Source organism: Flammeovirga kamogawensis (genome assembly GCF_018736065.1).
GTDB classification, from domain to species: domain Bacteria; phylum Bacteroidota; class Bacteroidia; order Cytophagales; family Flammeovirgaceae; genus Flammeovirga; species Flammeovirga kamogawensis.
Window position 1 is genome coordinate 853,543 of record NZ_CP076128.1, and the last position, 18,120, is coordinate 871,662.

An 18,120-nucleotide genomic window follows, 5' to 3' on the forward strand; every position below is an offset into this window, starting at 1 on the left:
AATGTATTGAAATATAATCAGTACTATTAAATATAAAATTAATTGAAAAATTATATTTTAAATATACTATGATTTTAATAGCAATAATCTAACAATGTAAAGTTTTAGGTTGTTTTTCTGAAACGTTAATTACTTCAAAAGCGTTATTCCTTTAAACAATACCTAAAGCTGCTATGAAACCTAATTTTTACTACTACTTCAGTTTATTATTAATAATCATATGTATTGATAATAATATATCTAGTGCACAAGACACGCAATTTTCGCAATACTATGCAACACCATTATACCTCAACCCTGCATTAACAGGTTCCAGTGAAGAAACTAGAGCTATTGTTAATTACAGAAATCAATGGGTAGGTCTCCCCTCAAGTATTACATCATTTATGGCATCTTTTGATCATAAATTTAAATACAAGAGTTTTGCTTTAGGAGGGTACATCAAACAAGATAATTATGGTGTTAATGAAGGTACTCCATTAAAACATAATGAAGTTATTGCATCTGGTTCCTACACTATTGGAATCACAAAATATATGGGATTAAACCTTGGACTTCAAGTCGGATATGGTCAGAATCGTTTAGATAGATCTGCACTTGTTTTTAACGATCAGCTTGATTCCTTTGGTTTTACAGGTGCAACAACAAATGAGCCATTTGTTACAGACCAGGTTAATTATGCAGATGTAAGTACTGGAGCTATGCTCTTTGGAGAAAAATATTGGGCAGGAATTTCAATATTTCATTTAACTCAGCCAAACATTTCCTTTTTAGGTGAACAAGCCTACTTACCCGTTAGATTTGCATTAGAAGCAGGATATCAAATACCATTAGAATACAAAGGACACTATTCACATATCCCTAATTATAAAAGAAAATCTTTAACGTTAGCTATGCATTATCAAAGCCAAGGTAAAAATGATCAATTAAGTGTTGGTGCTTATTTTCATTATCAACCATTGCTATTTGGTGTTTGGTATAGAGGGCTTCCATTACTAAAACAATCTGAAAAGGATAATGCGATTAATCATGACGCCATAGTTTTACTTACAGGAATTAAAGTAGCAAATTTTAATTTCGGATATAGTTATGATATCACTTTATCTGATTTACCTCAACAGCATGCCAATTCACATGAGATAAGTTTACAGTATACTTTTAACTTATATAAAGATTATAGAAAAAAGCCAAAAAGAAAACCACTAGAATTATCTTGTCCATCCCCTAACTTATAGGAATAGTCCTATTATCATAACATTTTTTAATTATACTCGTTAATTAATTTAATTATCTATTAAATATTTCTTAAATTCTATAGATATATATTTAACAATTGCTGTTACCCAAAATATTCTATTAAAGTTGATGCTATTATACCAGCAAGACTAACTATATCAAATTAGGGACTTAACCTATCCCATTTGATTCTATTAAGCTACTATTATGACAAAATCGTTATTAAGATCGTTACTATTCATCGTAACTTGTACGTTAACATTGTTAGCGAATAGATTACATGGTCAAGATTTAGTTAGAACATCGGGGGGGATTAATTATGATACTACACAAGTAATTCAAGGTTGTGAAGGTGTTGCAATTCAATTTTCAATTGATGGGCCAGACACGTACAGTAATTTTAATTGGTCTACGGATTACAATGGAAATACCTATACTATTGCTGAACCTTTTGAGCAATTCAATGCTTTTGGCAACTATTCTATATCTGTAACTTTTGATGATTCTGGAGGTACGAGTTACACCAGAACAGTCACAAATAAAATTGTTGTGTATGATCAGCCAGAAGGCTCTTTTTATGCTTCTGCAACCAATGCATGTATTGGTGATACCATAACTCTCGTACAAACTACTCCTGGTACATTTAGTACTTTAGAATTTCTCGTTGATAATAAATTATACACTGTAACTAATGACTCTGCAAAAATAGTATTAGATAATTATGGTGATTTTGATGTTGTATTAAGTGGGGTCACTTCAGATGGTTGTTCATTCATTAGAAGAGAAAATAACTACATACATATAGAAACACCTTTTACTACAGACTTAACTATAAATCAGACAATTAGTTGTGCAACTACACAATCAGTAATTTTCACTGCAACTTCAACAGATTCTGATGGGAATAGCGTTTCCCCTACTTATTACTGGAATTTTGGAGATGGCAATTTTGACACTACATCAGCTAACACATCAATGCATACTTATAATATTGCAGATGGTACTAATTTTACAGCAACGGTAAGTACAATCTCAAATAATTGTGCAGGAACAACTAACAATTCTATCAACTTTTATTTTAAAGATATTTCTACTTTATATACCACTTCAATAGTGAGTACATGTAATACATATGAAGTAACCTATACTCCTACTACAATAGACCCATTACTAGCATCAACTACTTTAACATGGGATTTTGATGATGGTTCATCAAGCGAGTCTCACTCAATTAGTGATACAGTTACACATAGTTTTTCAAACAATAACCCTACATCATTTAACGCAAATATAAGTGCAACCATCAATGAGATTAATGGTAATTCATGTACTTATAATGATACTCAATTAATTCCAGTTCTCCCTCAAGCAGGTATAAATGTAGTAACTAATAACACTAGGTATTGCAGTGAAAACTTTGATGTGGAAACACAAGCAATAAACCTTCAAAACGTTACTAATTTTTATTGGGTTGTTGATGGAGGAACTCCTGAAGGGAATAATAAAACAACAGATACATTATCTATCAATGGCTACGGTAGTCATACAATAGAATTATTTTTTGATGCACAAACTGGGGATTTATCAGATAATTGTGCTTTAAACAGTATCGTTGTATATTCTGCACCTTTAGATATTACATTAACTGGACCTCAATACGATTGTGCCCCTTCAAATGAAACATTTACTGCTTCTGAAACTTGGGAAGATGAAAGTGGTAATATCATTAATAACCCATTTACTGTACAAGCTGAAAGCTGGTCGATAGTAAATACAGCTACAAATACCATTGTAACTGAAAACGGGAACCCAATGACATTGTCTAATTTAACACATGGTACTTATCAAATCACACGAAATATTGATCTGACTCCTATTGGAAATAATTCAAGCTGTTCTTTTTCTAGTATTCCTTATGATTACGTAGTCGGAGAAAGATTAGATTCTCCTACAATACAACATGCCCCTTCAGTAATTTGTATTGGTACTACAGTAAATTTCAATACAACTACGGCTGCAGATACAGCGGGTTTAGGATTATCAGGAGATTACCCAATTGTTTATCAATATAGATATGCTAGTAACTTAGATTGGGTAACTGTTGGCACAAGTGGAATTGGATCCTATTATTATGGAGATATTGTTGATGATAATAGAACAAGTTTACCTGGTACTTTTACAGTAGAGCTACGAGCTATTATTAATGGTTGTGGAGGTATGCCTTCTTCTCAAACTATCCGTATAGAAGCATCTGAAGCAGAACATGAATTGACCGTAGATGAATGTAATCCAACAATTCTTGGGTTTACAAACAATTCTTTAGGCACAAGCGACACTGATTATCAATGGACACTTACAATTGATCCTCCTGGACCTTCAAATACTGTTAATTATACTTCTCCAATCACTAAAGATGAAAATTATAATTTCTTAGCAGACACCAACTTTCCTACTTTTACAGGCTATACTCAAGGAGAAATACCCGAATCTTCTAGTGTGTATGCTGTAATTACTGCTACTGAACCTAGTGTTGGCTGTTCTGATACAGAAGATACAACGATAGTAATGCCAAATGCATTACCGATATTAAACCCTACACCTCAAACATCTGTAGGGACTTGTGTAAATAATACTATATCTTTTGATGCTGGAGATGGAAATATAGGAAGCTCTTACAATTGGGTATTTACACTTGATACAGATCCCTCAATAACTTTTAGTTTTGGATCAAATACTAGTTTAGTCAATGCAAATTTCCCAATTCCTGGTAACTATAATGGTACAGTAACTGTAGCTACAAATGCAGGATGTTTACAAACAGCCTCCGTCGGACCGATTCAAATTACAGGAGGGTCAGTACAAGTAACAGGAAATACTACTGCTTGTGTTGGAGACCCACAAACATTCCAAGGTACAAATTTAATGTATAGCCCACTTCAACCTAATTATGAATGGCTAGTTGATGGGGTATCTCAAAGTTCTGGAACAACAGTATTGGTTGGTGGAAATTATATTGTCCCAGATCTTACAAATATTATATTTAGTACTCCAAATTCTCCTCAAAATTTAGCACACACAGTTACTTTAAACCTTGAGGTAAACGGTTGTACTGCTAGTTACACACATGATATTACGGTAACTAAACCAATAGTATCTTTTGTTAATCCAATATCCGATTACATCACTTTTGACTATGTATGTGATGAAATAATAACTCAAATTGATCTTGATTTAGATACTGACGATATATATAACTTATCTACTGCAACTATAAATTATTTTATGGGTGGCATTGGGGGGACTTCTGTTGTTTCAAACACTCAAATTGATGATCAAGCAACATTTTCTTTATCTGCAGGAACATATACACTTACAGTTCAAGTGATTGATGAAAATGGTTGTTCGAGTGATGATGATATTACATTTACAGTTCCAACAATGCAAGAACTTGAAGCTAGATTTACTCCTAGTACTGTTAATTTAGTTTGCCCAGGTTTTGTTTCTTTTTCAGATTTAGCTGATGATACCCCTGGTAATACAGTGAGACGAGATGATTTAGATGGTTTAAACTTATTTTTTGTTGATATCCAAACATGGGAATGGGATTTTGATGGAGACGGAACAATTGATGCGACCACAACCGATGGTGCAGCAACTAATTATTATGATTCTCCCGGATCCTATGATGCAATTTTAACTGTTACAGATGTACATGGATGTCAAGATACCTCTACTCCTATTACTATTGTTGTTGGAGGTACTTCGGGTACATATGAAATAATGAAAAAAATTAGTTTTGAGCCAGCCACAACAACATTAGTCGCTTTCCCACGTGATGACCCAAATACTGATATTACAAATACAATCTATCAATGGTCTTCTGGAGATGGGCAAGCAGGAATGGATAGTGCCAACACTTTTCAATACATGTCTGAAGGTACTTACACACCAAGTTTAACCTTTATAGATGAAAATGGTTGTAATTACCCTGCTGATTATTCTGGTGACATGCGTGTTTTAAGTTGCCCTGATATTTCTGCTGCAGATATAACACTTTGTACCGATGCTGGTACTTACACATTAAATGTAACTGATATGTCATGGTCTAGTAGTTTTAATACTACAGATACAATTGAAACAGCAACTTACATTTACTCATGGGAATTATCTTATCAATGGTATGTAGATGGAGTTTTGGTAAATTCAATAAATGGTGGTAATAATCCTGAAGTCACTTTTAATTTTGCACCTGTTGACACTGCCCCATTTACAATTAATCCAGATGATGCAGATGGAAAATTGTATACAATCCAAGCTACAATTATGACCTCTTATGTGGATAAAATTGATGCTACAAATAATGTTTTAAACATTGCTGAATGTGTTTCTAGCGATAACATTAGAGTGATTTATAATCCAACACCTGTTCCATCATTTACAAATGATGAAGTATGCGGTGGTTCTGCTACAACTTTAGATGCTTCATTGTCTGATTTTGGACTATATACAAGAGGAGTAATATCTAATTACGAATGGGATATTGATAATGATGGAACTTATGATTTAAGTTCAACCAACCCTATATCCTCCTATACATTTCCTAGTCAAGGAGTATATCCCGTTACATTAAGAACTACTTCTGCAGATGGTTGTTCTGCAATTTTTACTGAAGATTCAGTTATCGTTAATTCCATACCTGTTGCTAATTTTACGTATCAAAATGTTTGTGAGAGTTTTGAAGTCTCTTTTGATGATTTATCAACAATTACACCTGTGACTGATGATAAAATAGTAAGGTGGGATTGGGATTTTAATAATAATGGCACTTTTGATTTTGGAGGAACTGACAGCCTTACACATAGATATCCAAGAATTAATTTCAATACTCAATTAGATGGTGATGGATCAATAATTGGTACGAATCAAGTAATAACAACACGACTAGTTGTAACCACAAACAAAGGTTGTACCCATGAGTTTATTCCTTCTTCAGATTCAACATTAATATTTCAATTTAAAAATCCTGACGCTGAATTAACTGCAGAAAGGCAATCCGACGCTTTATCTAATGAAGTTTGTCTTGGTCAAACATTTCAATTTAGAGACGCCTCTACAGTAGACAACACGAATATTGCAACTTACATTGGGGATGGAACACTACCTGCTAATGTAAATGATATTATTGCATGGTATTGGGATTTTAATGATGGAAATTTCTCTACACTCGCAGATCCAAATCATGACTTTACAGCAGTGGGAACATATAATGTAAAATTGATGGTTACTACTGCAAGAGGTTGTAATAATATTGATAGTCTTACTGTATATGTGAGAGAAAATCCAGATTCAGAAATTGGATCAGATAGTATTATTGTTTGTAATGACGTACCTGTAACATTGAGACCGATAGCAAATGATAGTACAGGTTTTGAATATTTATGGACAAGATTAAATGGACCTATCAATGGAACAACAAGTTTTACAGACACAACTTTACATACAGTTACAGTTACAGCACAAGAAAGTGATTATTCAGCTGGAGCAGCAAGAATTGATATTAAATATCAATTGCAAATTGAAGATACTAACCACCCTACTCTTTGTTTAACATATGATACTGTAGATGTTGGAATACACAGACTTCCTATAATAAGCTTAGACACTACTTTAATTTCGTGCGGAACATCTGCACTATATACTGCTTTGCCTTTTGGAGCAGAAATAATTAATGGTTTTTCAACCACATGGACACAAGAGTATTTAAATGGAGGTACAATAGACACAACTCATTTAAATATCCAAGATTTAACCATAAACCCGACTTCTTACTTATCTGGAAGCACGAGAATACAATCAAAATATTATGTTGATGTAGAGAATGAAATTGGTTGCTCTGATAGGGATAGTATAACATTTGAATTTTATAGACAACCAGACTTCTCTTCTTGGGTTGACTCAACAGAACAATGTAATTCATCTGATAGAAGTACATATGAAGTCGATTTCTATCCATTTGGAGAAACAGAAGTTTTACCTCATAATTCAAGTTATGATTACACATGGAGTATGTCTTCTAATGCTGCTGATCATAATATAGATGCTTTAAATGTAACAGATTTAGTAAACCAAGTTATAGCAAATCAAAATAATCAAAATATAAACCTTGTATTAACCGAAGATTATTTTGTTGACAACACCACTTCATTATCATTTGAAATAGCATTACATGTAGAAAACTCATTTGACAATACTTGCTTAAAAGATACAACTGTAATTTTTGAAATTGAAAGACGACCAAGGGAGCTTAATTTATTAGATACTAGGATTGATGTGTGTGATTCAGTTGTTGTATTAAATCACCATACAGAAACACTTGACTTTAATTATAGATGGAGAAATATTACTTCTGGGAATAGTTCTTCATACAATGGGTCATCAATTCCTGATACATTTGGGCAAATAAGAACATTATCTTTTTCTGATAGTGATTATGCTACAGGTGCTTCTCAATTTACAATTAGAATGAACAATAGAGTTCGTAAAAAAAATCCTGATGGAACTGATGCAAGCCCAGCTTGTGGTATAAATAGAAACTTAGATCTAGTTTTTTATAGAACGCCAAATATTCAATTCTCAGAAACAAAAGCAGGGAACAACCCTTGTGCATCTTCTGCATTATTATCTTCAGGAAGCGAAGTTATTACTGGTTTTAATTACCAATGGGATTTAATAAGCATACAAAATGGTACGTTAACAGAAGATGCGCTCACTAATAAAGATATCAACCTTGCTGTGAGCAGTTGGAACACAAACCAAACAATAATTACTGCAGAATATAGATTAACAGTAACAAATACAGCATCTCCTACTTGTATGGATGTTGAAAATTATACTATTCAGTTTTTCAGAACTCCTGAAATTACATACACACCAGATGTAAATAATTGTGCTATTTCTGATACAGTTACTGCAAATAGTGAAGCATTGAATGGTGCTGATTTCTTATGGAATCAAAATACTATTTCGGGAGGCTCTTTACTTACCACTCCTACAGCAGACAATAGTTCTACCACAAGCAATCAAATGATTATTGACGTAGATAATTTTAGTTTAGGACAACATAGAATAGATGCAAATTATACGTTAACTATCAATAATTCTACGGCATCTACTTGTGACGATGACACTACCTTTAATATTACGTTTTATCGTACGCCTCAAATTGCTTTTGTAGAAACTCGAACAGATTCTTGTGCTTTGATAAATACAATTCAACCTTTTGGAACAGAAGTAATAAGTGGTTATAACTATCAATGGAATCAACTTTCAGTAGAAGGCGGAACTGTTTCTACTTCTACGCTAACAGATCAAGACCTTACAATAACAGCTACAAGTTTTGATCAAGACACTGCGTATATTGTGGCTAGATATGAACTATTTGTGCAAAATACAGATGCTAATAGTTGTGTGGATATAGATACTATTGAATTTAGATTTTATAGAACTCCTACTCTTGATGCTTTTGTTAAAAATAAACCATTAGATGAATGTGGACTCTCTGTAGAATTATATCCTTTAGGACAATCCGAAATAATTAATCATAATGAAGGTTTTGACTATACTTGGACATTAAATTCAGTTACTGGAGCAGGTGCCGATGGTAGTACATTACCATCAAATATTAATGATTCCATTTCAAATCAAGTAAATGATCAAAACTTTGATTTAACAATGCCATTGAGTGCATTCGAAAGTGGATCAAATGAAATTATATTATCACTTGATGTGCACATAGAACATACAGACAATAATGTTACTTGTCAGACTGATTCTACACTTTTATTATCTTTCAAAAGACCTCCTGTTATAAGTCTTACAGAAATTAAGCCAGACAGTTGTGATTTAACATCCACTTTACAGCCGTTTGGAACAGAAGTAATAAGTGGCTTTAATTACAATTGGCAAATAACGAGTATTTCTGGATATGATGGTAACGATGGAGACCCATCAAATAATATGAGTGTTGGTTCTACTTTCACAACACAAGACCTTACTTTAACAATAACTGATGATGATTTTATAGATACCGAATCAAAAATTGAAATTATTCTTCAATTAGATGTAGCCAATAGCTTAGCTGTTTCTAATACTTCTTGCCAAGATGTTGCTGTAGATACCATTACTTTCTATCGTACACCAGAAATAAATTCTGCTTTTGCTTTCAATAAAATTGCAAATTGTGATCATACAGGAACATCAGAACCATTTTCTACGAATGTGAATGGGTTTGTTTATGTATGGATGCCAATTTCTGTTTCTGGTGGAGGCGTAAATCACAACAATTTATTCAGTCGAGAAATTACAATCGATGTAGATTCTTTTGCGACAAATAGTTTACAAATTGATGGTACATATAGATTACGTGTATTTAACAGCGAAGTGCCTTCTTGTTATGATGAAGAAGATGTGAATTTTGAATTTTACAGAACTCCAGAAATTGTATTTAACGATCCTCTTGTAAAATGTGCTGTAAAAGACACTTCAATGTCTTTCACTACGGCAAATGAAGCTTTTGTAAATGCAGGAGAAACATTTTACTGGAATTTAAATTCTATTACTGGAGGTAGTATTGATTCACTCAATAATAATAATGAATTTATTGTTGATGTAGACTCTTTTAGCACTGATGCTGTCCAGATAGATTTAGAATATCAAGTTTCAATTACTAACTCTTCAGCTCACACTTGTGATGATGACACAACTTTCCAAGTTACTTTTTATAGAACTCCAGAGATAAATTTCTTATCAGTAAAAGCGGATTCTTGTGCTACCCAAGATATAATCAAACCTTTTAATGGAGAGGATATTCCATTAATAATTAGAACGTGGAGACAGTTAACCGTAAATGGTGGAACTATCAACCAGAACAGTGGTGTAAATGATTTAGATCTTGATTTATCAATTACTACATTTGATTTAAATTCTACAACTGTTGATGTCTCATATGAACTTACTGCAGTCAATTCTGTTTCTAATACTTGTACAGATAAAGATACAGTTACTGTACATTTTTATAGAACTCCTTCTTTTGCAAATTATAGCGAAACTATGCCCCTTGGCTTCTGTGGAGATTTAATAAATGTACAACCTTTAGGAGCTACAGAAATTATTAACCATAACAATGGCTTTAATTATCAATGGACATTAGATCCATCAACCGTTGTTGGGGCTAATGGTGGCGTATTAATACAACCTATTCTTGATAGTATTAATGCTAATCAAAACAATCAGAATTTAACGTTAAGCGTGGGAGATTCTGCATATGCAGATGGTGCGCATATTTTATCTTTTGAAATGGATTTAAATATTGCTCACTCAAATACAAACATTGCTTGTGCTACAAATGACACAACAATTCTCTACAGATATATTCGTTACCCAGATATAGATATTGTAGAATCTAAAACAGACTCGTGTGATTTAACTTCTGAATTACAACCATTTGCATTAGAAACAATACCTGGTTTTAATTATAGTTGGAGAATTACAACTATTAGTGGATACGATGGAAGTGACTATGCTGTAAACGATACTTATTCTACGCAGAATACTACATTTACTGTAACCGATGATGATTTTATTGATAATGAATCAGTCATTGCAATCCAAGTTGAATTGACAGTAGTGAATAGTGCTGCAATGGCAGATCCAACGTGTTCTAATACAGAAAACTACACTTTATATTTCTATAGAACACCAACAATCAACACTCCTTTTGATCATTCTAAAATGGCAGAATGTGATGGAAATGGTTTAGCCTCACCATTCCCTACAGATGTAAATGGATATACTTACATATGGAGTATTGACTCAATTAGAAATGGTGCTATTTTTGATAATGCCGCACTCGCTCAAAGAGAATTATCAGTTCAAGTAGATAGTTTTACTGACCTTGAATCTATCATGTATGTGTATTATCATTTGCGAGTTGTCAATACAAACCAAACTACTTGTTACGCTGAGGATACTGTTAGTTTTAGGTTCTATAGAACACCAGAAGTAAGCCTTACAAGTTTAACAGGTATTTGTCAGAGTTCTGTAATGGTTTCTTCTACAAATGAGATGTTAAACGATGTGGATTTTGATTGGACCCAAAACAGCATAACTGGCGGTACAATTATTACAACACCAGCAATTCCAGACGGTAGTAGAACTGCAACTTTTACCGCCAATACATTTAATGCGGGAGAAAGTGAAATTAATGCAAATTACACTATCACATTATTAAATTCTGGTGAATCTATGTGTGATGATGATACTACATTTAATTTCACATTATTTAGAGAACCTGATATCAACCTTACTTATTCTAGAGCAAGTAACGATAGTTGTGATAATGCTCTAACACTAATCCCATTTAATAACGAAGGAATTTCTGGCTATAACAATACTTGGTCAAATACATTTCTTAATGGTGGAGCAATAAATACGACAACTTTAACAGATGAAAATCTTACAGTTACTGTTGACACTTTTGCTCTTCATTCTACAAGAATTGACTCTCGTTTCTTATTAAACTCTTTCAATACAAATTCTGTTGGTTGTTTAGACTCAATGAGTATTGCTAGTACTTTATATAGATCACCTAATTTCACTAATTTTTCTGAAGTTAGAAATGATGGGTCATGTGGATTAACAATCAACTTCTACCCTCTTGGCACAAGCGAAATTATTGCTCATGGAAATGGCTTTGATTATCAATGGAATTTAAATTCTAGTGGTATATCTGGAGCTGGTTCTAATGGAAGTACATTACCAAGTGATGTGTTATCGGACATTACCAATCAAATCAATAATCAAAATATAGAAGTAACACTCCCAATCACTGCTTTTGCAGCTGGTAGCAATAAAATTGAAATCCCATTTACACTACAAATTAATAATACAGATCAACCAAGTTGTAGCAATAGTATAGATACTACAATGATCTTTTACCGCCCAGCAATTATTGATATTCAACAAAGTTTAACCACCTGTGGAATTGAAAATACAATAACAGCTTTTGGTTTAGAAGATGTTAGTAGTGCTTTTAATTTTAATTGGACCTTTACTACTGTTGGTGGTTCTATTTCAAACTCATCGCTAACAGGTCATACACTTACATTTAACAACCCTGTTTTTTCAGCAGGAAGTGATACTGTATTAGTTGATGTTTCTGTTAATGTTGAAAATATTGAAAATACATCATGTGTAACTGATTCAACATTTAGATTTTACTTCTACAGAGAGCCTAATATTTCTATTAACCAATCAATAACTGCTTGTGGAAGTACAAATTTAATTAGCTTATTTAATACAGAGATAATTGATGGTTTTAATTACGTTTGGGATAGTGTTCAAGTAAATGGCGGAACGCTTTCTATTGGTTCTGGTTATTCTTCATCTACTCAAAATATTGAATTAAATGCTTCATCTTTCGATTCTGGCAGTCATAGAATTGATGCAAATTATAGAATTTCAGTTTTTAATTACGATACTTTAGGGAATGCAAATTGTTCTGATTTTGAAGATATTCAATTCAGCATATTTAGAGTTCCAACAATGGCAATTGCCCAATCACTTACAAGTGGTGATTGTGGAAATAGCAATACAATTACATTATTTGGTAATGAAATAATTGATGGATATAATTATACATGGAACCAGCAATCGGTTGTGGGTGGTACTATAAACATATCCTCAACTACAACACAAAATGTAATTTTAGACACTCCTATTTTCAATACATCATCGAATCAAATTGATGTTACTTATCAAGTAACCGCTATTAATTCAGACTCTCCTACATGTTCATCTACAGAAACAGTTTCATTTACGTTTTATAGAACACCAAATGCTACAATTACAGATGTTAATGCAGAATGTTCTACAACATCAATAGTATTAGAAACAACAGAAAGTTATGTACCTCAGTTTAATTACACTTGGAACCTAATAAATACAACTGTTGATAATAACCCTAATAATGAAGCACTTACAACTCCTCAAGTTGTTCAAAACAATAATACATATACATTAAATTCTCCTATTGATCAAACAAGTTTCTTCCCTACGGGAAGTGCCTTAATGCAGTATGAATATGAGGTTGTAGTTGAAAATAGTTTATCTACTCAATGTATCGATAAAGATACTATTATGGCTTCTTTCTTTAGGAATCCAATTTTAAATTCAACTCAATCTTTAGATAGTATTGACTGTCAATTATCAAATACAATTAGACCTTTCGCTACAGAAAAGATTATTAATTATAGATATACATGGAATGAAGTAAGTGTACTTGGTGGTACAATTGATACAACACATCTAGACAACCACAATCAAGATGTTCAATTTAATGTTGTCTCATTTGATTCATTAAGTCATAGAATTGATGTTACTTATTCATTAGATGTAGAAAATGAATTAGGAGGTTGTAATGATAGTGAAACCTATATATTTACTTTCTTCCGTACTCCTATTACAGATTTAAGTCATCTAAATATTCCACCTATTTGTGAGGATGGAACAATAAATTTATTCCCAACAGAGGCAAACAATGCAGGTTATACATATAATTGGACAAGAGTAAGTATACTCACAGATAATGGCATTGATTTATTAGCTGCAAATATTTACCCTATGGAAAGCAGCTTAACAGATCATTCTATAACTTTAAACCACAACCCATCCTTTCCTTCAAATAGTGTTCGTGTTATTGCCATTTATCAGTTAGAAACAACTAATAATGATAATGGTTGTACTACATCAGACCAAGTAACAGTTCAATTTGATAGAGATGCTACAATTGGTTTAACTTCAAATAATTTAACGGTGTGTGATGATGCTGACTTGATTTTACAAACTGTAGAAACTCGTCCTGATAATTATGATTTCACATGGACAATTGATAGTATTTTTACAGATAACAATGCCAGTATTTCATCTCTATCAAATATAAACACATCAACTTCTGGGCAAATGATTATAGATGCTGACCCTGTTGATTTCCCATTAGGAGCAGCGTTAATAACAGCTAGATTTGATGTTCATGCAGAGAACAAATTAAATGCTGGTTGCGATGCTGACACCGCATATACAGTTCAATTAGCACGAAAACCAATGATCAATTTTACTGATAATCATACTGGTTGTGCATTAGATACTGTCCTAATAAAACCCTTAGGTAATGAAACTATAAATGGCTACAATTACTCTTGGAGTGTTGCAAGTATTGATGGTTTTAATGGATCTGCTTCTGATGTAATTAATGGTCAAGCTGCTAATCAGAATTTTGAAATTCATTTTGAAGATGATGACTTTTCAAATGGTCGATCTCAAATTGAAGTTACAATGGAACTTACAATAGTTAATCCGAATGGTAGTTCTTGTACTGCAACACAACAACACACACTTATTTTCTTCAGAGTTCCACATATCAATTTTGATGTAGTTAAGTCTGCAAATGATAGTTGTACCAACTTAATAACTGTCTCTCCTTTTAATGAAGTGATTTCTGATTACCAATATCAATGGACAAAAATCTCTACTACAAATGGATCAGTATCTGAAGTAGATGTTACTGCAAGAGATTTAGTTACTCAGAATCCTATATTTAATAATGGAGAGACTCAAATAGATGTTCGTTATGAATTATCTATCATTAATAGTAACCCGAATGCTAGCCAACCTTGTATTACTACAAAAGAAGTAGACGTTTCATTCTTTAAAACCCCCGTGTTAAATACTACACTTTCTACTTCAATAATTGGCTGTAGTGACAATGTCAGTTTAAAAGCATTGACTTTCCCGATCACTTCATCACAAATGAATAATTATATATTCGATTGGCAGATGAGTTCTCTTAGTGGAGGTACAATAGATACTTTAAGCAGTTATGATAGTTTACATATTAATGTTAATCAATTTGCAAGCGGATCTGGAGAAATTAATGTAACAATTGATATTGATGGAAAAAATGCACACCAAGAAAACAGTTGTTTCAGTACTGAAAGTGAATTTTTTACATTCTATAGAACACCAAATATCACTTTAAGTCCATCAGCTACTGATTTATGTGAAGATCAAATTTTCTCAATTACAACAGGAGAAGAACTTGTTAGTCACTTTGATTATAATTGGACTATTACGGTAACTGATGATATTAATTTAAATACAGGGTCAGTGGATACTTCTTCTTATAATACAAGAGGTCATCAATTAGAATTAAGAAACCCTAGTTTCCCAATAGGCGCATCATATATAGAAATTGAGGCTACTTTAAATGTTTCAAACGGTTCGAGTGGATGTTCTGATTTAGCAACAACTACTATACGTTTCCACAAACAGCCTACTCTTTCATTAATATCCTCTCCTATAGTATCTTGTGAAACTGGTTTTATTACACTTCGCCCAACTCAAAATGAAGTAACCAATTTTAACTACACATGGGAACAACTTGATATTACAAGTGACTCTGATTCAATTTTAAATGCAAGTATTACGGAAACACCTTCGGGTTCTGCATACGAAATGAATCTGACTAGTCCTACTTTCCCTCATGGTGCAGCACAATTAACCGCACGATATAAATTAACTATTTCTAATCCATCAAACCCTTATTGTACACAAGTAAGTGATTCTATTGATATAACTTTCTTTAGAAACCCAATTACAGAAATTCCTACTACTGTTCAAGGAAGTTGTAATCAAACGAGTATTAATATTCAGCCAAATAACGAAGAGTTTATTAGCAATTTTAATTACGCATGGACAATTGATCAAATAGATTCGGACATTTCTACTAATGATAACAGAGGAAATGTAACAATATCAAACACTAGTGGTTACAACCCAGATTTCATACTAAACACAATGCCTGATGATGCGTCATCATTAACGGCTCATTTATCATTATCAACTGATAATGTATTTAATAATTGTGGAACAGGTACTGATCAATCTTCTATTACATTCTTAAGAACACCTACTGTTATTTTACCTGCTGATTTGGGAGGTTGTCAGGAACAAGTATTTACTATAACACCTTTAGATACATACTGGAGCGGCATGAATTACAATTGGAGTATTATTTCTTTATCAGGTGGTAGAATAAATACACAATCTGATTTCAATACTAACTCAGCAACTTTGGCTGACCCAATTTTTAATTCGAATTCTCATGAAGTAGTTGCTCGACTGGTATTAAATGTCAATAATAAATTAGACACTTCATGTAGTAGTGCAGATACAATGACCGTAGTTTTCCATAGAACCCCTACTGCTGAATTTACAATAGATAAAGGTTTTGGTTGTCAAATGGAAACAATTTTCTTCTCTACAAGAAATGCTATTACACCACAAGAAGGTAGTATTTTTGAATGGGATTTTGATAATGATGGAAATTATGAGGTACAATCAACGGGTGATACGACAAGTATATTTAATACAATCGGTACACACACTATTAAACTTAGAATTACAACTCCAGCAGGTTGTATTTCACCTGTGTATTCGCAAGATATTCATATCTATGAAATCCCAACTCCTAGTTTTACTGTAAATGATATATGTATTGGGGAAACAGCTCAATTTATAAATACTACTGCTCAACTTAATCAAGCTGGTGATCATGGTATTAAGAATGTGAAATGGGACTTTGATTTTAATGAAGACAATGGAGCACTTTTCGATGCATTTGATCGTGATGCATCATTTACCTATACTCAACCTGGGACATATAAAGTACTAGTTGAGGTAACAAACAATGGAGGTTGTACAAATACATTTATCGATTCTGTAATTGTTACTCCATTACCAGTTATTACAATGGAAAGTGATATATGGATTTGTGAAGGATTAACAACAACATTAACTCCACAAGTAAATGTTCCTGTCACCTATTCATGGAGTACTGGATCTACTGCTGATAGTATTTTAGTTGGTCCATTAGAAGAAACTACTTATTCTGTTGAGGTAACAAATGAACAGGGTTGTATTAATACACATCAAATAACTGTTCATGTAGTTCCTGATGTTATTGCAGAGTGGGAACAAGAATCATGTGATTTAGAGCCTATTACTTTTGATGGTAGAATACCTGAATATCCTGGTGTAGTAGAATCATTCTTATGGAGTAATGGAGCAACCACTCCAACAATTGATGTTCTAGAAAATGGAGTTTATACAGTTACTACACGAGTTCAACACGAGTCTGGTACAATGTGTGAATTTGTACATGATTTTACTGCTACTTTCCATCCTAATCCAGTACAAGTTTTACAAGACACTACGTTCTGTTTTGAAACTGGTGATAAATTAGATGTTGCAGCTGTTGAAGGTGATAATTATACCTACCAATGGAGCACAGGAGAAACTTCTAGAGTTATTACAAGAGACCGTAGTGGTATCTTAACTGTAATTGTAACTGATGAAAGCCATGCTACAAGATGTGCAACTATAGATACTATAAATGTAAATCAAATTTGTCCTGCTAGGTTACATTCACCTAATGCCTTTACACCTAATGGAGATGGTACAAATGATGAATTTTTATTAGAGCCTGCCTATGCTGTAGATATAGATTTCCATATTTATAACAACTGGGGCGAATCAATTTTCCATAAAGTATATACCGACTCATTTGAGGCGAGTACTCCAGGAAATGGTTGGGATGGTACTTATAAAGGTGCTAAAATGATGTCAGGATCTTATACTTATTCAGTAAGGTATACGAGTCAGAAAGATGGTTCAGTAACAGAAAAAACGGGACAAATACTATTAATTAGATAACACTATATAAATTATAAAAGTGGAAAAAGGAATGATTTTAATATAAATAAGCTAGAA

Annotated in this window: 2 protein-coding genes; both read left to right on the forward strand. The window is 32.8% G+C overall.

What is annotated here, in order from left to right:
• Nucleotides 1-173: 173 nt before the first annotated feature.
• A complete protein-coding gene (locus tag KM029_RS03400; RefSeq protein WP_144075377.1) occupies nucleotides 174-1,235 on the forward strand; it encodes a PorP/SprF family type IX secretion system membrane protein in 1,062 nt (353 codons plus the stop codon).
• Nucleotides 1,236-1,443: 208 nt separating this feature from the next.
• Nucleotides 1,444-18,063 carry a PKD domain-containing protein gene (locus KM029_RS03405; RefSeq protein WP_184679460.1) on the forward strand — a complete coding sequence of 5,540 codons (16,620 nt, stop codon included), beginning with the start codon at nucleotides 1,444-1,446 and terminating at the stop codon, nucleotides 18,061-18,063.
• The last annotated feature ends 57 nt before the right edge of the window (nucleotides 18,064-18,120 follow it).

What these genes read in the sequence shown, in the direction of transcription:
- KM029_RS03400 (WP_144075377.1), top strand. Translation starts at nt 174, where the DNA reads ATGAAACCTAATTTTTACTACTACTTCAGTTTATTATTAATAATCATA.
- KM029_RS03405 (WP_184679460.1), top strand. Translation starts at nt 1,444, where the DNA reads ATGACAAAATCGTTATTAAGATCGTTACTATTCATCGTAACTTGTACG.